This is a genomic window from Thioalkalivibrio sp. ALD1 (assembly GCF_000381245.1).
GTDB lineage: Bacteria > Pseudomonadota > Gammaproteobacteria > Ectothiorhodospirales > Ectothiorhodospiraceae > Thioalkalivibrio.
Genome location: NZ_KB906248.1, coordinates 66588 through 85560, shown reverse-complemented (window position 1 = coordinate 85560; position 18973 = coordinate 66588). Strand labels below are relative to the sequence as shown.

General features: G+C 65.5%; 19 protein-coding genes. 8 read left to right on the top strand and 11 right to left on the bottom strand.

Going from position 1 to position 18973, the window contains the following annotated elements:
* The first annotated feature begins 107 nt into the window (after positions 1–107).
* The 3 genes from F623_RS0112275 (at position 108) to F623_RS0112265 (ending at position 4203) form a co-directional block, all read left to right on the top strand.
* Positions 108–1367 (top strand): FAD-dependent monooxygenase, encoded by a 1260-nt coding sequence (locus F623_RS0112275; protein WP_018868746.1) that lies wholly within the window; start codon positions 108–110, stop codon positions 1365–1367.
* The gene (locus F623_RS0112270; protein ID WP_018868745.1) at positions 1364–2557 is read left to right on the top strand and encodes an FAD-dependent monooxygenase; all 1194 of its coding nucleotides are present in this window, start codon (positions 1364–1366) and stop codon (positions 2555–2557) included. The genes F623_RS0112275 and F623_RS0112270 overlap by 4 nt, the downstream gene beginning before the upstream one ends.
* 557 nt (positions 2558–3114) lie before the next feature.
* Positions 3115–4203 carry a porin gene (locus F623_RS0112265; RefSeq protein ID WP_018862800.1) on the top strand — a complete coding sequence of 363 codons (1089 nt, stop codon included), beginning with the start codon at positions 3115–3117 and terminating at the stop codon, positions 4201–4203.
* 340 nt (positions 4204–4543) lie between these two features.
* Here F623_RS0112265 and F623_RS0112260 read toward each other — a convergent pair whose 3' ends face one another.
* The 7 genes from F623_RS0112260 to F623_RS0112225 form a co-directional block, all read right to left on the bottom strand.
* Positions 4544–5284 (bottom strand): secretin N-terminal domain-containing protein, encoded by a 741-nt coding sequence (locus F623_RS0112260; RefSeq protein ID WP_026278792.1) that lies wholly within the window; start codon positions 5282–5284, stop codon positions 4544–4546.
* Positions 5285–5345: 61 nt separating this feature from the next.
* Entirely contained in the window at positions 5346–5828 is a 483-nt protein-coding gene (locus F623_RS0112255; protein WP_018862798.1) for a hypothetical protein, read from the bottom strand.
* Positions 5829–6688: 860 nt separating this feature from the next.
* Positions 6689–6991 carry a nucleotidyltransferase domain-containing protein gene (locus tag F623_RS0112245; protein ID WP_018862797.1) on the bottom strand — a complete coding sequence of 101 codons (303 nt, stop codon included), beginning with the start codon at positions 6989–6991 and terminating at the stop codon, positions 6689–6691.
* A 94-nt stretch (positions 6992–7085) separates the two neighbouring features.
* Positions 7086–7538, bottom strand: a complete 453-nt coding sequence (locus F623_RS0112240) for a GNAT family N-acetyltransferase (protein WP_018862796.1) — start codon at positions 7536–7538, stop codon at positions 7086–7088.
* Positions 7539–7745: 207 nt separating this feature from the next.
* The gene (locus F623_RS0112235; protein ID WP_018868744.1) at positions 7746–8969 is read right to left on the bottom strand and encodes a cyclopropane-fatty-acyl-phospholipid synthase family protein; all 1224 of its coding nucleotides are present in this window, start codon (positions 8967–8969) and stop codon (positions 7746–7748) included.
* Positions 8969–9739 (bottom strand): DUF1365 domain-containing protein, encoded by a 771-nt coding sequence (locus F623_RS0112230; protein ID WP_018868743.1) that lies wholly within the window; start codon positions 9737–9739, stop codon positions 8969–8971. The genes F623_RS0112235 and F623_RS0112230 overlap by 1 nt, the downstream gene beginning before the upstream one ends.
* A 9-nt stretch (positions 9740–9748) precedes the next feature.
* Positions 9749–11134 (bottom strand): NAD(P)/FAD-dependent oxidoreductase, encoded by a 1386-nt coding sequence (locus F623_RS0112225; RefSeq protein ID WP_018868742.1) that lies wholly within the window; start codon positions 11132–11134, stop codon positions 9749–9751.
* Positions 11135–11378: 244 nt separating this feature from the next.
* Here F623_RS0112225 and F623_RS0112220 point away from each other — a divergent pair, with 244 nt between their 5' ends.
* From F623_RS0112220 to F623_RS0112200, 5 genes are all read left to right on the top strand, one after another.
* Positions 11379–11837 carry a glutathione peroxidase gene (locus F623_RS0112220; RefSeq protein WP_018868741.1) on the top strand — a complete coding sequence of 153 codons (459 nt, stop codon included), beginning with the start codon at positions 11379–11381 and terminating at the stop codon, positions 11835–11837.
* Positions 11838–11854: 17 nt separating this feature from the next.
* Positions 11855–12655, top strand: a complete 801-nt coding sequence (locus F623_RS0112215; protein ID WP_196799775.1) for a DUF3429 domain-containing protein — start codon at positions 11855–11857, stop codon at positions 12653–12655.
* Positions 12656–12938: 283 nt separating this feature from the next.
* Positions 12939–13592 carry a GTP cyclohydrolase I FolE gene (gene folE / locus F623_RS0112210; protein ID WP_018862790.1) on the top strand — a complete coding sequence of 218 codons (654 nt, stop codon included), beginning with the start codon at positions 12939–12941 and terminating at the stop codon, positions 13590–13592.
* A 274-nt stretch (positions 13593–13866) separates the two neighbouring features.
* Complete coding sequence (locus F623_RS0112205; RefSeq protein ID WP_018862789.1) at positions 13867–14475, top strand: class I SAM-dependent methyltransferase; 609 nt, start codon at positions 13867–13869, stop codon at positions 14473–14475.
* A 92-nt stretch (positions 14476–14567) separates the two neighbouring features.
* Positions 14568–14780: a YjfB family protein gene (locus tag F623_RS0112200; protein ID WP_018862788.1), complete on the top strand. Its 213-nt coding sequence runs from the start codon at positions 14568–14570 to the stop codon at positions 14778–14780.
* 106 nt (positions 14781–14886) lie between these two features.
* Here the strand turns inward: F623_RS0112200 and F623_RS0112195 are convergent, their stop codons facing one another.
* The 4 genes from F623_RS0112195 to rsxC are packed head-to-tail and all read right to left on the bottom strand — an operon-like array spanning position 14887 to position 18953.
* Positions 14887–15579 carry an electron transport complex subunit E gene (locus F623_RS0112195; RefSeq protein WP_018862787.1) on the bottom strand — a complete coding sequence of 231 codons (693 nt, stop codon included), beginning with the start codon at positions 15577–15579 and terminating at the stop codon, positions 14887–14889.
* Positions 15576–16274, bottom strand: coding sequence for an electron transport complex subunit RsxG (gene rsxG, locus F623_RS0112190; protein ID WP_018862786.1), 699 nt, complete (start codon positions 16272–16274; stop codon positions 15576–15578). The genes F623_RS0112195 and rsxG overlap by 4 nt, the downstream gene beginning before the upstream one ends.
* Positions 16267–17328, bottom strand: coding sequence for an electron transport complex subunit RsxD (gene rsxD / locus F623_RS0112185; protein WP_018862785.1), 1062 nt, complete (start codon positions 17326–17328; stop codon positions 16267–16269). The genes rsxG and rsxD overlap by 8 nt, the downstream gene beginning before the upstream one ends.
* Entirely contained in the window at positions 17328–18953 is a 1626-nt protein-coding gene (gene rsxC / locus F623_RS0112180; protein ID WP_018862784.1) for an electron transport complex subunit RsxC, read from the bottom strand. Before rsxC ends, rsxD begins: the two co-directional genes overlap by 1 nt.
* Between the last annotated feature and the right edge of the window lie 20 nt (positions 18954–18973).

Below are 18973 nucleotides of genomic sequence, written 5' to 3'. Positions count from 1 at the left end.
TGCGATTCGCTGCGCTCATCGGCATCCTGCGAAGGCGCTGTGGGGCCGACCCTTGTGGGAGCGGGCTTGCCCGCGAACGGCCGCCCACGACGGCTTGCCGGTCTGACATGAGCACCCAAACCCCCGACATCGCCATCATCGGCGGCGGTCCGGTCGGCAGTCTGGCTGCCGCGACCCTCTCCCGGGCCGGCTACTCCGTGGCCCTGTTCGAGCGGGGCGCTGCGCCGAAGCCCGGTGCCGCCCGCCCCGACACTCGCGGCTACGCCCTGGCCGCCGGATCCGTTCAGCTGCTGGACGATCTCGGCTACTGGTCGTCCGTGGCCGAACAGGCCACCCCCATCCACTCCATCGTGGTCAGCCGTCGCGGCGGGCTGGGGCGGGTCCACCTGAACGCGCGCGACCATGGCCGCGCCGCGCTCGGCCAGGTCGTTCCGGCTGCCGCCCTGGACCCGATGCTGAACGAGGCCTGCCGCGCGGCCGGCGTGGACCTGCACTACGACTCGACCCTGGCCGGCCTCGATTCGGCCGAGGGCGACCGGCGGACGCTGCACATCCAGGGAGCAAAGGGCGAGGCGGTCTGGTCCGCCCGTCTGATCCTTGCCGCGGATGGCGTGAGCTCCCCGACCCGCAAGGCCCTGGGCCTGCCGGTGCAGCGTCTGCGCTACGACGCCGACGCCCTGGTATTCGACGTGCGCCCGGACCGCCCGCACAACGGCCAGGCCTTCGAGCGCTTCACCGACGAGGGGCCGCTGGCCCTGCTGCCGCAGGCCGATGGCCGCATGAATGTCGTCTGGGTGGCGCCGCCGCAGACCTGCGAACAGCGCCTGGAGAGGAACGAGGCCGAGCGCCTGCGCGAGCTGCAGGCCCGCTTCGGCTGGACCCTCGGGCGCCTGCGTCCGGCCGGGCCGGTCGTGCGCTTCCCGCTGGAGCGCGTCCACGCACCGGAGCCGGTCGCCGAGCGCGCGCTGCTGCTGGGCAATGCCGCGCATTCCGTGCACCCGGTGGCGGGGCAGGGGCTTAACCTGTCGCTGCGCGACGTGGCGGGCCTGCTTGGGGCGCTGCGCACGGGGCAGCAAGCCGATGGCACGCCAGCGTTTGCCGCCGACCCGGGTGCGGCGGCCGTGCTGGAGGCCTATGCGAAAGTTCGGCGACAGGATGTGGGTAGCGTGGTTGCGGCCACGGATTTCCTCGCCCGGGGTCTGCTGCATGCCGCCGGGTTGCGCGGCCACGGGCTGGGGGCCGGCATGATGGCGGTCGATCGCCTGCGCCCGGCGCGTGATGCGCTGGCCCGCTCCGCAATGGGGCTGGGACCGCTGCCGCGCCATACGCTCGCCCATCTACCCGCAGCCGGGCAGGGCACGCCATGAGGAAAGACAGCCACAACGAACCGTTGGACGTACTGGTTGTCGGCGCGGGTGCCGTCGGCGGTGCGATTGCCCTGGGCGCCGCGCGGCAGGGCCTGCGGGTTGGCGTGCTGGAACGCAACGCCGCGCCCCAGTTCGATCCGGAGACGACACCGGTCACGCGGGTTGCCACGCTCAACTCCGCCTCCATGGCCTTTCTCGACGAGCTGGGCGTGCGCGAGGCGCTGGAGCAGCGCCGCGCCCATGCGTTCTCCGGCATGTACGTATGGGATGCGAACGGCCCCGGCCATATCCGCTTCGAGGCCGATGCGCTGGGTGTCCCGGCGCTCGGCTGGACGGTCGAGCTCGCCGCGCTTGAATCCGTGCTATGGGGCGAACTCGAGGCCGCGGGCGTCGCCCTGTACCCGCAGACCGAATGGAAAACCCTCGACCGCCGCCCGGACCGGGTCGATGTGTACGGTGACCACCGACAGCCGATCGCCTCGGCCCGTCTGCTGGTCGCGGCCGACGGGGCGCGTTCCCATGTTCGAGACTACGTCGGTATCCCGTTTACCGGGCATGACTACGACGCGAGCGGCGTTGTCGCGACCATCACCACCGAGCACCCGCACCAGGACACCGCCTGGCAGCGCTTCGTCGAGGACCGGATCATCGCGCTCCTGCCACTTGCGGACGGGCGCTGCTCCATCGTCTGGTCACAGCCGGAGTGGCCCGCCGCCGAGGACACGCTGGCCCTGGACGACGCGGCATTTTGCGCGGCACTGGAGCAGGAGACCGATGGCTGTCTTGGGGCCATTACCGCCACGTCCCCGCGCGCCAGCTTCCCGCTCACCGCGCGGCACGCAAAGACCTACCATGCGGGCCGCGTGGTGCTGGCCGGCGACGCCGCCCACACCATTCACCCGCTGGCGGGGCAGGGCCTGAACCTGGGTCTGGCCGACGCCCGTACACTGGTCGACGGGCTGCGCGGACCCGCCCGCCGCGACCCGGGCGCGGAGACCGTCCTGCGCGCCTACACTCGCGCCCGCCGCTCGGAAAACGCCTTCATGCAACGCGCGATGGACGGCTTCAAGCTCCTGTTCGGCACCCAGGCCGCCGGCCTTCCCGAGCTGCGCGGCCTAGGCCTGCGCCTGGTCGACCAGGCCACCCCCATCAAGCGCCGCCTCGCCCTGCGCGCCTTCGGCCTCGACTAACCGCCCGGCGCTGGCCGGACCCCCGTATGAGGCCAGCCCTCTGGCCGATTGGGCCTGACCTGACGCCCTATATCGGCCAGAGGGCTGGCCTCCTACAGCCAACGCCACCGACCTCGTGAACCCAGGCGTCGGCTCTCCCTCAGCTGTCGGCTTTCCGCAACAAACTTGCCGAGATGCATCCGTGCCAACCCCTTGTCGCGCATATGCAACAGCGTTTCGGGTGGCCAATGTCATGCTCGAGACCGCCTGACGGCCTATATTTCTGCAATATAACTAAGCCCTTATATGCGCCTTGCGTAACAATTTATCGGCGTTGCCAAGGCCATCCATTCCCTACGTTATTCAATAGGTTGGGAGCACCTCTTGCTTTGCCTTCAGCCGGTATCCACCACCTTTTCCCGGTTGCGGCAGGGCAAACTTCCAACGCAATCGACATTTTTTCGCCACAAGGGGTTGAAATGCGACACCGTGGTGTATATAAAACACCTGTCATTCGCGGGATACGCCCAGCGAATGCAGGCGTAGAAACACACCAATTCTCCTGGGAGATACGCAACATGAAAAAACAGATTCTCGCAGTCGCCGTTGCCGGCGCCTTCGCGGTCCCGGCCTTCGCCGCCGCGGACTCCAACGTGACCCTGTTCGGTCAGCTGCAGACGCAGATCGTCCACCACAGTGGTGGTGATCTCGACAGCGGCTTCCGTATGCACGACGGCGGTTTCGCCGGCGGATCGACGGACGGTCGCCTGTACGGCGGCAACCCGAACCGCATTGGCATCATGGCCAACCATGACCTGGGTAACGGCCTGAAGGCCTTCCTGAAGGTCGAGCAGGATGTCGATACCCGACAGGGCCTGAACCGTGGCGCCCGTGACCAATTCGTTGGCCTCGAAGGCAACTTCGGTCGCATTCAGGCTGGTCGCATGGCCTCCCCGTACGTGACCGCCGGCAAGGACCCGCTGAACGGGACCTTTATGCAGGCTCGTACCAACGGTGGTCGTCTGAACCCGCAGACCTTCGGTGGCTTGGGTGAAGGTTCCTACCTGGACCAAGGTCTTTCCTACAGCAACAGCTTCGGCATTGTCAGCCTGAACGTTGCTGCATTTGTCGATAACGCCGACGACAGCGACAGCGCCTTTGCTGGTCGCCTGAACTTTGATTTGGATCCGGTCGAACTTTACATCGCTCATAACCACGCGAATGACTATGGTGGTCAAGGCAACGAGTTGGAAGGTGGCGATTTCCGGGCCACCAAGATCGGGGTCGACTGGCGTGCCGGTCCGTTCCGCCTGGTCGGCGAAGTGAGTGACTTCAAGGCTGATGATGTCGACGGAAACAACTATGCGGACGGCAATACCTACTTCCTGTCCGGTACTTACACCATGGGTCGTAACGACTTCGTGCTGAACCTGGGGCACACCCGCAACAAGAACGATGGTGACAGCGGCAATGTGGACTACGCCGCCATCGCTGTTAAGCACAACTTCAGCAACCGTGTGATGGCTTTCGCGGGCGTGTCGTATTCCGATTACGACAATGACACCCCGGCGGTCAGCCGCAGCGTTGATTCTGATAACTTCTCCGGCGGGATGGGCAGCTCCACTTCCTTCACGGGTGTGGGTGCCGGCATGCGGGTGTCCTTCTAAGCCCGAGCACTGCTTAAAAGCGGTATAACAACAAGCACTAGCTTGTTTTACGGGGCCCCCAGGGGCCCCGTTTTTTATGCACGAAATCCGGCCCCGTTTGGGGCTTTTTTGTGCCCGCCGTTCTTGGGTCTTGTGCAAAGGGGGCAGACCTTGTTTTTGCCTTTCCGCTACGAGCGGCTGATGCGGGAGGGGTGCCGGCCGAACTGGTGGCCGATATGTTTGAGGGTGTACCCGCCGTTGGCGCAGGCGTGCTGGACGGCTTCGTTGCGTGGATAGTGCGTCAAGGTGGCGAACCAGATTGGTAAAGCCGCCTCGGATGGGTAGTCAGTGGTCGTTGGGTTTACTCGACGTGGTCGACGCGAATTTCGAGGTGCAGGGCGTTGCGTTCGCGGGTGGTGCGACGGGAGGCAATGCCGCGTTCGTCGAGGTCGATAGTGCGGCCCACTGCGGCGAGATCGTTCCACGCGCCGGGCTCGATGGTGATAGACGATTCGACGGACTGACGTTCCACGCGGCCCATGGTGGCGGCGGGTGGTTGTTCGTGGAGCTGGGAGATGTCCACGCGTATGCGGCCGTCGGGCTGGGCATGGGGCTGTACGCGGAACCCGCGGGCGGTGTCGCGAAAGAGCGGTTCCATGCCGAAGCCGGCGCGTCCGGCGAATACGCGGAAGCCGTGGGCCTCGGTCTCGCCGACCAGGATGACGGCCTCGGTGCCTTCGCGCAGGCGGACCTGTTGGGTCTGGTCGTCGTGGCGGGTGGTGGTCCAGCGCCGCGCAGTACCCCGGGCGCGGGTTCCATCCGGGCCGGATTCGATGTCGATACCCGTCCCGGTCTCCCGGCGGGGGCGCTCGCTGCTGCGGCGTACCGAGAGGATCAGGTCTTGGGAGGCGTGGTCGAGCTCGGTTATGACGTCGCGGATCTGTTCGAGGGTCTGGGCGTCGGCGCGCACCAGGAGGCGGAAGCCGTCGGCCCGTAGCGTGGCCGCATCGCCAAAAAGGCCCTGTAGCTCGGGGAGGATCTCGGCGGCCGGGCGATTCTGGAGAGGGAGAACGGCGACCTCCGTTTGCGGATCGCGGGCGATGCCGACCGCCGTGGTCCCGCCAAACAGGAGGGACCCCGCAAGGATGCGCAGGGCGTGGCGCCTAGACCATGAGGCGGCGTAGTTCGATCGCTTCATCGCTTAGACTCCAGTTTGCCTCGAAATCGAGGGCGGCCCGCTGGGTTCCCCCCCGATCTTCGACATCCCCGCGCAGAACCCGTTGCCCGCCGGCCTGTGTAAGCTGCATCCATCCACTGTGATCGGCGATTGCAGTCAGCGTTAGGGGGCTTTCCTCGGCGGCATCGAGCCGTCGCACGGTCACGGCGGTGGGCAGGCGCTTGATGCTTTCCACCAGACCCGGGATGCGCTCCCGCAGCGCCAGGTCGTCATCCACCAGAATACGGATATCGGTATGGCGGTGGCGCCGGGCGATGTTCGCCAGTTGCGACCCCAGCTCCAGCCCGCGAAATTCCGCCAGCAGTTCCACCCGCGCATGCAGCCAGAAACGCCTGCGCGTCTCCTCGAGCAGTTCCCCGAGCAGGGCGGCCGCATCTTCTATCACGGGGTCGGTGGTCGGGTCGGCCATGCAGTCGCCTCCGGGCAGGGTCTCTACTCAGCATAGGCAACTAGCGCGTATTGCGCACCTGCTTTGAGGGGGCAGCCATCGAGCACACTCAGGGATCAGCCGTTGGTGAAACGCTTCGCGGCTTTGTCCAGTTTCTCTCGGGTCTGCTATAGGGAAACACTGATCAATGTACACGCTCGCGCTCGAGTCGCTTTTGCGTGCGAACAAGGCGCGGTGACCGCCGTGCAGTCATTCTGCACAAGGGAGCCGCAACGCCGTGCGCGCGCCCGTTTTTGATAACAACGGGCGGCCGAGCCCCTGCATTGAATGGTTTGTGGGGTTGGTACCCCAGGTTCCCCGATCCTGCGTTGCGGTCCTTGCCGGTAGAACCACTACCGGCTGCACACCGCGCCTTGTCTCGGGAAACCTGGGGTGCCAACGCGAGTGTGTACATTGACCAGTGTTTCCCTAGCATTGGAGTGAGGTCCATCGCTCTACGAAGCGCCTGCGCAAACTCTTCGGGGTCCCGCATGTATTCATGGATCAGGCGATCACGCAGATTCCGTGCTTCAACCCAGTCGGTTACCGAAGGAAGGTAGCCGAGCCGTTCCATCCGGGCGAGGTTATCGAGGGTGGCGCCGACGTCTTCCAGGAGATTCCGAGTAATTCGGGGATCAGTTTGTCCGCGAGTGTGTCCTGAAGGCGGCCGAAGCGAGCGACGAATGCATCGAGCCTTTCGGACAGTTCGGGTTCGTGTTCGAGTTGGCTAACCCACTGGGCCGATATCGGCTCCTCTGAAAGCCGATCAACGGTCTGTCTCAGATGGCGTGCTTCTTTTCGCGTGGCTTCAAGCAGGAACTGGAGGCGGTCCTTGCCGGGGTTCAATGCCACAGTGCGACTCCCTGTTCGCGCGCCTTGTCATGAATGGGCTGGTGCCGGGTATCGGGGTCGAGAATCAGGACGTCGATGCGCTGATCGGCCAGAGCCATCTGCAAGCGCGCCGAGAAGCGAGCGGCCATCGCAGCCCGGTTTGACACGCGATGCGGCGTCTCAACGAGCAGGTCGATGTCACCACCGCGCGCTGAATCATCTACGCGTGAGCCGAACAGATAAACGGTACAGTCGCCAAAAAGCTCGTGGGCGATGGTCTCGATCGTATGGCGCTGATGTTCGCTAAGTCGCATGAGGGCACCTCCAGGACCATTGTAGGCCGCCGGCGGTGCTAATTCATGGATGTGCTTGCGTAAGGAGTGTGCGCGCGACTAAATCAATGTTTCCTCAACCGGCCTGCGCGAGGGGCTGGCGGATGCGGCGGAGCATGCGACGGTGGGGGATGCCGGCGTCCTCGAAGGTGTCGGAGATGATGAAGAAGTCGTGCTGGGCGTAGAAGCCCAGACGGGTGTTCTGGGCGTTCAGCCAGACCTCGCGCCAGCCGTGGCGGATGGCGGCCTCGACGGCGTAGTCGAGCAGGCGCGAGCCGATGCCGTGGCCGCGCCAGGGTTCGCGCACGGCCATACGCCCGATCTGACCGGAGGGCAGCATGCGCAGGGTGCCGATCGGTTCCCCGCCGGGGCCGATGGCCAGCCAGTGCAGGGCAGTCGCATCCAGACCGTCGAATTCCATGGATTCGGGGACGCCTTGTTCTTCAATGAAGACCTCGCGACGAACCGCGGAGATGGCTTCGGCGTCGGCGGGCCAGCTGGCCTCGCGGAACTGGATGCGATGTTGCATGGGGGGACCTCCTCGACCATTCGGGACCATCTGTGAACGCGTCCCGTTTTCCACGAAACCGGAAATTTGCATTCTAGACGACGGTTGCAGGATCGTCCTGTGAATGGCGTCCCAATAAACTGGTGATTGGGTACTAGATTCCGCTCATCAGTGGGAATAAATCCTGAGATTCTTGGATCATTGGAGGCTTGAGTGGGATGCGGGTCTTCAGTGGCTGTCATGCTCGAGTACCACCTGCATCAGGTCGACTCGACGGTGCTCGAAACCCACTTCACAGTAGGCGAGGTAGTAGCGCCACATGCGCAGGAATGTGGGAGAGTGCCCTAGGGCCTCGATGACCGGTTCCGCCTGGCGTACCTCGCGTTCCCAGTGGCGCAGGGTTTCGGCATAGTCCAGGCCGAAGAAGCGCTGGTCGCCGATCGCGAGGCCCGCCTTCCGGGCAGCCTCGTTGAAGCGGGGGACGGAGGGCAGCATCCCGCCCGGGAAGACATACAGTTGGATGAAATCGGCGTTCTGCCGGTAGTAGTCGAAAGCGCCCTCGTCGATGGTGATGACCTGTAGTGCGGCACGCCCGCCGGGGCGCAGGCAGTTGCGGACGGTTTCGAAGAAGGTGGGCCACCACTGCTTCCCCACCGCCTCGAACATTTCGATGGAGACCACGTGGTCGAACTGCCCTTGCAGCTCGCGGTAGTCCTGCAGGCGCAGTTCGACACGGTCGGACAGGCCGGCGCGCTCGATCCGCTCGCGCGCGTAGTCGAGCTGTTCCTGCGAGAGGGTGATGGCCGTGACCCGGTGGCCGCGTTGCGCGGCCAGCTCGGCAAAGCCACCCCAGCCGCACCCGATTTCGAGGATGTGGGACCCTGGGGCGGCGTCGAGTTGGTCCAGTAGCCGCTCGTACTTTCGCTGCTGAGCGCTCTCCAGTGCTTCGTCGCCGCGACTGAACAGGGCCGCGGAGTAGCTCATGCCCGGATCCAGCCAGAGCCGGTAGAAGTCATTGCCGAGATCGTAGTGGAAGCGGATGTTGGCTCGGCTGCCGCGTCGGCTGTTGCGGTGCCACCAGTGCCGCAGGGCGTCGAACTGGCGCTGGACCATGGGCCGGGCCGCGAGATCGGCCAGTGCTGCCTCGTTGTCGGTGGCCAGATGCAGCAAGGCTTTCAGGTCCGGGGTGTTCCAGTCCCCCGCGATATAGCCCTCGGCAAAGCCGAGATCTCCGTGGCGCAGGATGCGCAGCAGCGTCCGCCAGGGCCGCTTGAGGTGCCAGATCACTTCGCGTCCGGGTTGTATGCCCTGTACGACCTCCCGTTCACCGCGAGGGCCGACCAGCGTCAATTGTCCCTGTTCGAGCCCGCGCAGGGTCCGGGCGATCAGTTGCAGGGCCCAGTGCCGGCGGGTCGCGAACCCGGTGGTCGCGCTTCCTTGTTCGACGGACATCAGTGCATCTCCTTTTGCGGCGGGGCGGGGCGCGGGTGGTAGCGCCCGCCGCGCAGCCAGATCTTCAGTGCCTGCCAGTGGATCAGTGGCAGGATCTTGAGGGTCATCCAGGGCTGGCGCAGCAGTGCGGCCAGCAGGCTGCGGTCGGTAAAGGCATGCAGGCGCCCGTGCTGGGTGGCCACCATTAGCGGCGCACCTTCCCGGGACTCGTGAACCGCGATGTGAAGGGTCGCTCCTTCTTCCATTGGTGCGGGCACGACCGTGAAGCGATAGCGTGCGTTCATGTCGATAAACGGCGACACGTGAAGGGCCTTGTCCTTTTCCTGGCGCACCGGAACGGGCAGTGCACGACCACGATCGTGCAGCAGGTAGTGGTGGTGCTCGCCGAACGTGTTGCGGACTTCCAGCAGTACGCCACGCAGCCGGCCATCCGCGTGATAGGCAAACCAGACACTGAGCGGATTGAAGGCGTGTCCAAGTACGCGCGGCATGGCGAGCAGGTGAATCGGTCCCCCAGCGAGATCGATGCCGCATTCGGCCAGTCGGGACTCGACCCAGGGCCGCCAGGGCCGTCCGTCGCGCGGGCCATGGTCGCGGGTATGCAGGCTGAACAGATTGAACCGGTTCAGGGAGAAGGTGCGGCAGTGCGCCGCAGTGGTCTCAAGGTGGTCGATGTCGAAGAGCGCGGCGATCACCGGATAGCGAAAGCGGTACGCCGGCGCCGCGATGCGTTGGTGCATGACCGACGTGTAGGCCAGAGCCGCGTCCATGGTGGTGCCTCAGGCATCCTCCGATCGGGCAGCCGGCGCCGCAGCGGGTGTCGCGCCGCCACCGTTAACCGGTTCTGGTTCTTCAGACACGGGTTCGGGTGCAGCAGTTGGCGGGGTGCTCGGCACGGAATGCCATGGGGGAACGATGCCCATCGCCTCGCCGATGGAGACGGCGGAGCGCAGGCCGTCCTCGTGAAAGCCGTCGCCCGTCCAGGCCCCGGCGAAATACAGCCCGTCCTGGCCCTGGAGGCCCATCAGTCGCTGCCGCGCCTTTTCGGCGGGCCCATCCATGACCGGGTGCTCCCAGAGATGTTCGCCAAGCACGGTGGCCGGCTGCGGTTCGCGCCAGGGGTTCAGGCTGGTGACGTAGTTGCGGTGTCGCTTCAGGCCATGCAGGCGGTTCATCCAGTAGGAGACCGAGACCCGTGCACCAGGCTCTGTGGTGCATCCGCTCAGGTAGTTCCAGGAGGACCAGACGCGGCGTGACCGTGGCATCAGGGCCGGGTCGGTGTGGGCGACAGCACGGTTCTCCTGAAACCGGAAGTCGGCCAGCAGATGGTCGAGGGTGGGCATGGCCCGCCCCAGAAGTCGGCGGGCTTCGTTGGCATGACAGGCGAACACGATCTGGTCGAAGCCCTCGGAACAGTCGGCGGTCAGTACGCGCCACTGGCCTTCTTCGGGGATCACGGCGCGCACCGCCTGGTGGATCACGCTGCCCGGTTCAAGCCTTGCCGCCAGGCGTTGCACGTACTCCCGGCTGCCACCGCGTACCGTGCGCCACTGCGGGCGGTCGCGCAGGTCGAGCAGGCCATGGTTGCGGAAAAACCGCAGGAAGCTCGCCGTTGGAAATTCGCGGATGGAATCCGTGGGCGATGACCAGATCGCGGCGGCCATTGGCAGCAGATAATCCTCGGTGAAACCGCGGCCAAAACGGTGCCGCGAGAGAAAGGACCCCAGCGTGTCCTGTGGGATCTCGCCGCGCTCAAACAGCCGGTGGCCCAAGTGGTTGAAACGAAGGATGTCGGCGCTCATGCGCAGAAAGCGCGGGCTGAGCAGGTTGCGTCGCTGCGCGAACAGGGTGTTCAGATCGCTCCCGGCGTATTCCACCCCATGGGGCTGGCGGGAACAGGAGAACGACATGTCGGTGGGCTGGGTTGGCACGTCCAGTTCGCGGAAGAGCCGGGTCAGCAGCCGATAGTTGCGCTCGTTGTACACCACGAATCCGGTGTCGAGGTGAGTCGGGCCCTCCGGGTCCGTTACCTCGATGGTGTGGGCATGCCCTCCCAGCTCGGGCGCCGCCTCGAACAGGCGTACCTGGTGCCGCGACTGCAGGATCCAGCTGCTTGCCAGCCCGGCAATACCGCCGCCGATTACGGCGATACGAGAGGTACTCATGGCGGCGACTCCGGCTCGGTCACAGGGTGATGTACATCTTATACAGTACCTGTACAATGTCTGTAAATGGTGACCGACCAGGACACGGCGTAAGGTGGGTTCCAACGAGTCCGGGCATGGAGGGTGTGCGATGCGGTCAGGTAATCGGTTCCTGGGTGTGGTGTTGCTGGCTTGGGCAGGTCTGGTGTTTGACGTGGCGGCGGGGGAGGCTGGTGCGTCGTGCCCCGCGAGTCTCGATTTTGAAATGCGTCCGCTGGCGGCTTCCGAGCCTGTGCGCCTGTGCGACCGGCATGCCGGGCAGGTACTGCTGGTAGTCAATACGGCCAGTCAATGTGGCTTTACTCCCCAGTACGAAGGACTGGAGGCATTGAACGCGGAGTTTCAGGACCGGGGATTCCATGTGCTGGGCTTCCCCTCGGGTGATTTTGCGGGGCAGGAATACGAAGACGAGACCGACATCGCCGAGTTCTGCCGCTCCAATTACGGCATCCAGTTCCCGATGTACGAGAAGGTGCACGCATCCCGACGCCATGCGGCCTCCGGGACGCTTTATCACCACCTTGGCACGGCAACCGGCGAGTTCCCGTCCTGGAACTTTCACAAGTACCTGATTGGTCGCGACGGCGAGGTGCGTGGCTCTTTTGGTACGCGGGTCCCGCCAGATGATCGGCGCCTGCGTGCGGCCATTGAGGCCGCGCTGTGAACGACAACGTGACCAACATGGAAGACTGGCCCCAGGACGTGCGCGATGCGCTCGTGGAACACGAGATCGTGGCGGTTACCTCCGGGCTGTCCGACATGCGCGATGCCCGAGCCTTGCTCGATGCGATGGTCCCGGGGCGGTGGGTGTGCCTGGAATGGGGGATGGCATCCGCGCACAACCGTGCGCAGTTTCATGCGCTGAGGGAGGCGACCGGGGCCGATGTGTTGCCGTTCTTTGTCGCCCGGGATCGGGCCATCGGTGGTCTCCCGGAGTTGCGCGAGTATCTCGGTGCGCGCGCCGTGGCGGCTGGCGCCCACCGGGGATCGCGTGGCGATGTCGAGTCGTCCTCCCTGTCGCGTCCGGTCCCGGATGGCTCGGCCCCGATCCTGCAGGTGCTCGGATATGCCGGCCTGGTCCCCTTCCTCGTACTGGGGGTGGGTGCCTGGATGGCCCAGCCCGAATGGCAGGCTTTCGCACTCGAGGCCCTGGCGTTCTATGGTGCGGTGATACTGTCGTTTCTCGGCGCGATCCACTGGGGGCTGTATCTGGCCGATCGCAGCCATCGCGTAGGCCCGCTGGCGGCCCCGGTCTGGGCGGTTGTCCCGGCGATCCTGGCGTGGCTAGCACTGTTGCAGCCCCTGCCCGAGGCGCTGATGACGCTCGCGGCACTGTTCCTGGGCGTGCTCTGGGTGGATCGCTTCAGCCTGCGGGAACGGCCACTGCCGCGCGGCTATATGAGCCTGCGTCTGGTGCTGACCGCGGGTGCGATTGTGTCGCTGGCTTCCGGGCTGGCCGTTATCATGGGAAGCACTGATTGATGTACACGCTCGCGTTGGTACCCCAGGTTTTCCGAGACAAGGCGCGGTGTGCAGCCGGTAGTGGTTCTACCGGCAAGGACCGCAACGCAGGATCGGGGGACCTGGGGTACCAACCCCAAGGGGCTCGGCCGCTTTTGCGTGGGAACGGCGTTGCGCCTCCCTTGTGCAGAATGACTGCACGGCGGTCACCGCGCCTTGTTCGCACGCAAAAGCGACTCGAGCGCGAGCGCGTACATCAATCAGTGCTTCCCATGGCGCGCTGATGCCCCAAGGAATGCCCAACATGGCACGGAACAAGGACCTATCGATGCAAGCAGATGCCCGTACCGCGGACGAGCCCGTGACCAGCGCAGCCGATGGGCGGCCGTTGCCGGCCCCCGAGGCCCTGGCCCGCCATTATCGCGAGATTCTCGCCGGCCTGAATGAAGATCCCAACCGTGAAGGTCTGCTGGATACGCCGATGCGGGCGGCCAAGGCGATGCAGTACCTGACCCGTGGCTATCACCAGGATCTCGACACCATCGTCAACGGGGCATTGTTCAGCTCCGACAACGACGAGATGGTGTTGCTGCGCGATATCGAGCTGTACTCGCTGTGCGAGCACCATCTGCTGCCGATCATTGGCAAGGTTCATGTCGCCTACCTGCCGAATGGCAAGGTGATTGGCCTCTCCAAGATCGCGCGCATTGTCGACATGTTCGCCGCCCGCCTGCAGATCCAGGAGAACCTGACCCGGCAGATCGCCGAGGCGCTGAGGGATGTCACCCAGGCCAAGGGGGTGGGCGTGGTCGTGGATGCCAAGCACATGTGCATGACCATGCGTGGGGTGGAGAAGCAGCACTCTTCGATGGCCACCTCGGTGATGCTGGGTGCCTTTCGCCAGGATGCGCGCACCCGCCGCGAGTTCCTGAACCTGATCCACGGCAGCCGCGACTGAGTTCGCTGGCGGTTTTGCATGGCTAGCCAGGTGGCCGAGGCCCTCAGGGCAGCGGATGGTGGGCAAAAAAAAGGCCCGGTGGGAGTCCGGGCCGAACGTTCAGACAACCGTGTGATGGAGTCTAAGAGTCTGAACGGCGGAACTACAGCTGCCGTTGCCAGAGCCGATTTTTTCCGCTCTTGCCCCCGTGGACACAGGTATGGCGCGCAGGTTCCATTCCGCTCGGAGTATCGCGCCAACGCGTTCACATTTTGTGCCGCGTACAATGGTTCTTATGCGCGGAGTGGAACAGATTCCCTGGCTTTATGACGCCCTGATGGGGCTGGCGGACGGGCTTGGATTTCGTGGCTGGCGCCGTCGTCTCGTCGAAGGTGCACGCGGATGTGTGCTTGAGATCGGCTGCGGTACTGGACGCAACCTCCCGCTTTATCCGGACGCGGCGCAGGTCGTCGCGCTGGACCCGGATCGTGAAGCCCTGAGCCGGGCACGTAAGCGCGCCCCGGGGGCGCTGTTTGTGGTCGCGCGGGCCGAGGCCCTGCCATTCGCGGATACGCAGTTCGACACCGTGGTGTCGGGACTGGTGTTTTGCTCGGTGCAGGATCCGGACCGAGGCCTGGGGGAGATCCGCCGCGTGCTGCGCGCCGGGGGGCAGTTGCGCATGCTCGAGCACGTGCGGCACAGACGCCCGAGCCTGGCCTGGGTGCAGGATCAGGTGCAGCCGGCCTGGACCTGTGTGACCGGGGGCTGCCACCCGAACCGAGACACCGAGACTGCGGTGGAACGCGCCGGCTTCGTGATCGAGGCGGAGGACCGTGAGGCGCGCGGGGTCATGCGGCGCTTCGCCGCCCGTCAAAAAAATCTTGATGCGAGCCCTAAAGTCTGAGCATGCGCGGCCGTCACCGGATATGAGCCGGGCCCGAATCCGCGTTTGAGACGCCCGGCGGGCCGGCTATACATTCGAATCAGGAGCGAACGATGGATGCCAGTGCGATTGCCAGCCAGGCCACGCAGATGAGTCAGCAGAATATCGCCGTACAAAAGGATGTGGCGGTGCAGAAAAAGGCGATGGAATCGGAAGAGATGGCGGCACAGGGCCTGTTGCAGGCCATGCCGAACATCAGCGAGATGCAGGCGACCTCCCAGGGCCTGCCCGACCACGTGGGCAATAACGTCGATACGACCGCCTGATTGCCCATACGGTCTTGGGGAAGCACTGATCAGTGCTTCCCGTTACGCCCCGCCGGAGCGCCCCGGTGGGGCGTTTTTCGTTATGGGTTCTGTGTAATACCTGGGATCAGGAGGTTTCGGAGGCCTCGGCGCGGGATTCCTCCGCGGTGGGCTCCGGCTCGGTCGCCGTGTGCTGGTCGATCCAGTTCTTGGCGGCGATCAGCAGGCCCATGGCCATGAACGCGCCCGGCGGTAGCAGGGCAAGCAGGAAGCCGTGCTCGGACGGGTAGATCTGGATGGTCAGGTTATGGCCCCACTCGCCGAACAGCAGGTGGGCGTTGTCCATCAGCGTACCCTGGCCGAGGATCTCGCGCAGCGCGCCCAGCGCGATCAGTACACCGGTAAAGCCCAGGCCCATCATCAGCCCGTCCAGCGCGGCGCGCGGGACGGAGTTGCGCGAGGCGAAGGCCTCGGCGCGGCCGATGATCGCGCAGTTGGTCACGATCAGCGGGATGAAGATGCCGAGGATCAGGAACAGGCCGTGGAACCAGGCATTCATCGCCAGTTCGATCGCGGTCACGATGGAGGCGATGATCAGCACGTAGACCGGGATGCGGATCTCCGGGCGCGCGTGGCGGCGGATCATCGAGACCAGCACGTTCGACAGTAGCAGTGTCAGCGTGGTCGCGATGCCCAGGCCGATGGCGTTGACCATCGTCCCGGAGATCGCCAGGAGCGGGCACAGGCCGAGCAACTGGACCAGGCCCGGGTTGTTGTTCCACAGGCCGTCGCGAATGATATCGGTCAGGGTCGGATTCATCGGGCTTCCTGTTCCGTATCCATAGATGAGTCTTTCCCGATCGGTTCGACCATGGCGCCTTCATCTTCCCCCGGCGCGCTCGCGAGCAGATCGTCGCGGTAGTCGTCGAAGTATTCCAGTGTGCGGCGCACGGCGCGAACCACCGCACGCGGGGTAATGGTGGCGCCGGTGAACTGGTCGAAGACGCCGCCATCACGCCGCACCGCCCAGTCGCCGGGCTCGGGGTCGCCCAGGGAGCGGCCCTCGAAGCCGTGAATCCAGTCGGAGCGCTCCGCCTCGATCGCATCGCCCAGACCCGGCGTCTCGCGGTGGCTGGAGATGCGCACGCCCAGTAGCTCGCCGTCGCGGTTCACGCCGATCAGCAGATGGATGTCACCGCTGTAGCCGTCGCGTGCCACGGCCGAAAACACGATACCCATGACATTGTCGTCGGCGTCGCGAGCAAACCAGGCGGGCAGGTCGGTTCCCCCCAGTCGATCGCTGCTTAGCGCCATCGTGTCGTGCACCGGGTCGTTTGCATAATCGAGGTCGCCGGTCAGCTCCGCGATGCGGCTGCGGTTGACCTCCATGCGGTTGTCCGCGATGCGCGCCTCCGTGCCTTCCTGTACCAGCGCAACCAGCCCCGCGCCCGCGGCAGCGAAGCCGGCCAGCAGGACAGTGGCGATCAGGATGTCGCGGGGTTTCAGGTCAAGCATGACCGTCCCCAGGCGGTGGTCCGCCGCGGGTGCGGCCGAAGATACGCGGTCGCGTCAGATGGTCGAGCGTGGGGGCGACCATGTTCATCAACAGTACGGCGAAGGCCACCGCGTCCGGATAGCCGCCCCAGGTACGGATTACGAAGATCAGCACGCCGATCCCAGCCCCGTAGAGGATACGGCCAAGTGGAGTGGTGGACGCGGAGACCGGATCGGTGGCGATGAAGAAGGCCCCGATGATCACCGCCCCGGAGAACACGTGGAAGGCCGGGGAGGCGAACGAGTCCGGGTCCAGCAACCAGAAGAAGCCGGCCGGGATGGCCACCCCCAGGATCACCGCGACCGGGATGTGCCAGTGGATGACGCGACGGAACAGCAGATACAGACCGCCGAGCAGGAAGAAGTTGCCCACCCACTCCCAGCCGGTCTCCGTGAAGGTGCCAAACAGCGGGCTGGCGGTGATCTCGCCCACGGTGCGCCCGGAAACCAGTCCCTCGCGCATGGCGTCGAGTGGTGTGGCGCGCGTGACCGCGTCCCACTCCTGGGTGCCGGGCAGGCTGCCGGTCAGGACCGTCTGCAGGCTCTGCAGCAGGGTGAGCGGGGATTCCGGCAGCGTGGTGGCGGCTGGCCAGAGCGCCATCTCGCGCGGGAACGAGACCAGCACCACGACATAGCCGACCATGGCGGGATTGAACGGGTTGTAGCCCAGCCCGCCGTAGAGGTGCTTGGCGACGATGATCGCGAAAGCGATACCGATCAGCGTGACCCAGAACGGGGCCAGTGGCGGGATCGCCAGCGCGAACAGCCAGCCGGTAACGATCGCGGAGTTGTCCGCCAGCGTGGCCATGACCGGCCGCTTGCGGGCGGCAACCATCGCCGCTTCGAAGGCCACCGCGAACAGTACGCCCAGCAGCACGTTGACCAGCACCCCCCAGCCGAAGAACCAGGTCATCGCCAGGGTGCCGGGCACCAGCGCCATCAGGACCTGCTGCATCACGCCGCCCACCGAGTGAGCGGGGATTACATGCGGGGACGATTCCGTGCGAAAGCGCATTAGCGATCGTCTCCGTCGCGGCTGTCGCTGGTCGAGGAGGTTTCCTCGCCGGATTGGTCCGAATCGGACGCCTCGTCCGGACCCTTCGCGGATTCGTCCGCGCGAGCGGCCTTTTTCTTCTGCGCGCGTTCCAGTGCCGCCTGGATCGCGGCCTGCTTGTCGCCGTCGTTTTCCTTGTTCTTCACCGCGGCCTTCTTTTTCGCCAGGCGTTCGGCCTTCTCGCGCTCCTCGCGCTCGATGCGTTCCTGGCGGAACTCGTAGCGCTCGCGCGCGATATCCGACTTGTGGCGCTCCTTTTCCCGCGCCCAGATCTCGTTCTTGGCATAGCGGTAGTACTGCACCAGCGGGATGTTGCTGGGGCAGACATAGGCGCAGCAGCCGCATTCGATGCAGTCGAACAGCCCGTAGTCCTGGATCGCGTCGAAGTCTTTTGCCTTCGCCTGCCAGTAGAGCTGCTGTGGCAGCAACTGGGCCGGACACACGGCTGCGCACTCGGCGCAGCGGATGCAGGGCATGAGCGGGCCGGGCGAGGGCGTGTCCTGGGGCCGCGTGGCGAGCAGGCAGTTGGTGGCCTTGATCACCGGGATGGAGTCGTCGTGGACGGCGAAGCCCATCATCGGTCCGCCCATCACCAGCCGGTCCACGCCTTCGGCATAGCCCCCGGCCGCCTCGATCACGTCGGCGAACGGGGTGCCGAGCAGGGCCTCCACGTTGCGCGGGTGTTTTACGCCGGGGCCGGTGACCGTGACGATGCGCGACAGCAGCGGGCGGCCCTGGATGACCGTGTCGCAGATCGCCTTGAAGGTGCCCGGGTTGTGGCAGACCATCCCGATGTCCGCGGGCAGTCCGCCGCTAGGCACCTCCAGGCCGGTCAGCACCTTGATCAGCTGGCGCTCGCCTCCGGTGGGATAGAGCGAGGGGACCGACACCAGCTCGATCAGGTCGCGCAGCTCGGGTGGCAGGGTCTCGGTCAGGGAGCGCATGGCCTCGGGCATGTTGTCCTCGACCGCGAACAGGACCCGCTCCACCCCCAGCAGGCGGGCGGTGATGCGGATGCCTTCGAATACCGCCTCGGGGGCGGTGCGCAGCAGCATGTCATCGGCGCTGATGTAGGGCTCGCATTCTGCCCCGTTGACGATCAGTGTGTGGATGCGCTGGCCGGTGCGCGGGTTCAGCTTGACTGCCGTGGGGAAGGCCGCGCCACCCAGCCCGACGATCCCCCCGGCACGCAGGCGCTGGCGCAGGGCGCGCAGATCGCGGGTATCCCAGTCCAGCCAGGGCTCCATGCGGGCATCGCCCCACTCGTCGTGCCCGTCGGGCTCGATCACCACGCAGGGGGCATTGAGGCCCGAGGGGTGGGGTACGGGGTGGAGGTCGATGTCCACCACTTCGCCCGAGGTGGGGGCGTGCACGTGCGCGGCGATGTAGCCCTTGGACTGGCCGATACGCTGGCCTTTGGTCACGTGATCGCCGACCTGGACACAGGCCTCGGTCGCCTCGCCGATATGCTGGCCGAGCGGAACGGTCAGTTTCGCGGGCACGCCCATCACCAGCACCGGCTCGGCGGTACTGGCGTCGGTCTCGTCGGCCAGTTTCAGGCCTCCATGGAAGCGGTGCAGCTGCATCGGCGTATTCTAACGTTTCG

What these genes read in the sequence shown, in the direction of transcription:
- F623_RS0112275 (WP_018868746.1), top strand. Translation starts at nt 108, where the DNA reads ATGAGCACCCAAACCCCCGACATCGCCATCATCGGCGGCGGTCCGGTC.
- F623_RS0112270 (WP_018868745.1), top strand. Translation starts at nt 1,364, where the DNA reads ATGAGGAAAGACAGCCACAACGAACCGTTGGACGTACTGGTTGTCGGC.
- F623_RS0112265 (WP_018862800.1), top strand. Translation starts at nt 3,115, where the DNA reads ATGAAAAAACAGATTCTCGCAGTCGCCGTTGCCGGCGCCTTCGCGGTC.
- F623_RS0112255 (WP_018862798.1), bottom strand. Translation starts at nt 5,828, where the DNA reads ATGGCCGACCCGACCACCGACCCCGTGATAGAAGATGCGGCCGCCCTG.
- F623_RS0112245 (WP_018862797.1), bottom strand. Translation starts at nt 6,991, where the DNA reads ATGCGACTTAGCGAACATCAGCGCCATACGATCGAGACCATCGCCCAC.
- F623_RS0112240 (WP_018862796.1), bottom strand. Translation starts at nt 7,538, where the DNA reads ATGCAACATCGCATCCAGTTCCGCGAGGCCAGCTGGCCCGCCGACGCC.
- F623_RS0112235 (WP_018868744.1), bottom strand. Translation starts at nt 8,969, where the DNA reads ATGTCCGTCGAACAAGGAAGCGCGACCACCGGGTTCGCGACCCGCCGG.
- F623_RS0112230 (WP_018868743.1), bottom strand. Translation starts at nt 9,739, where the DNA reads ATGGACGCGGCTCTGGCCTACACGTCGGTCATGCACCAACGCATCGCG.
- F623_RS0112225 (WP_018868742.1), bottom strand. Translation starts at nt 11,134, where the DNA reads ATGAGTACCTCTCGTATCGCCGTAATCGGCGGCGGTATTGCCGGGCTG.
- F623_RS0112220 (WP_018868741.1), top strand. Translation starts at nt 11,379, where the DNA reads ATGCGTCCGCTGGCGGCTTCCGAGCCTGTGCGCCTGTGCGACCGGCAT.
- F623_RS0112215 (WP_196799775.1), top strand. Translation starts at nt 11,855, where the DNA reads ATGGAAGACTGGCCCCAGGACGTGCGCGATGCGCTCGTGGAACACGAG.
- folE (WP_018862790.1), top strand. Translation starts at nt 12,939, where the DNA reads ATGGCACGGAACAAGGACCTATCGATGCAAGCAGATGCCCGTACCGCG.
- F623_RS0112205 (WP_018862789.1), top strand. Translation starts at nt 13,867, where the DNA reads ATGCGCGGAGTGGAACAGATTCCCTGGCTTTATGACGCCCTGATGGGG.
- F623_RS0112200 (WP_018862788.1), top strand. Translation starts at nt 14,568, where the DNA reads ATGGATGCCAGTGCGATTGCCAGCCAGGCCACGCAGATGAGTCAGCAG.
- F623_RS0112195 (WP_018862787.1), bottom strand. Translation starts at nt 15,579, where the DNA reads ATGAATCCGACCCTGACCGATATCATTCGCGACGGCCTGTGGAACAAC.
- rsxG (WP_018862786.1), bottom strand. Translation starts at nt 16,274, where the DNA reads ATGCTTGACCTGAAACCCCGCGACATCCTGATCGCCACTGTCCTGCTG.
- rsxD (WP_018862785.1), bottom strand. Translation starts at nt 17,328, where the DNA reads ATGCGCTTTCGCACGGAATCGTCCCCGCATGTAATCCCCGCTCACTCG.
- rsxC (WP_018862784.1), bottom strand. Translation starts at nt 18,953, where the DNA reads ATGCAGCTGCACCGCTTCCATGGAGGCCTGAAACTGGCCGACGAGACC.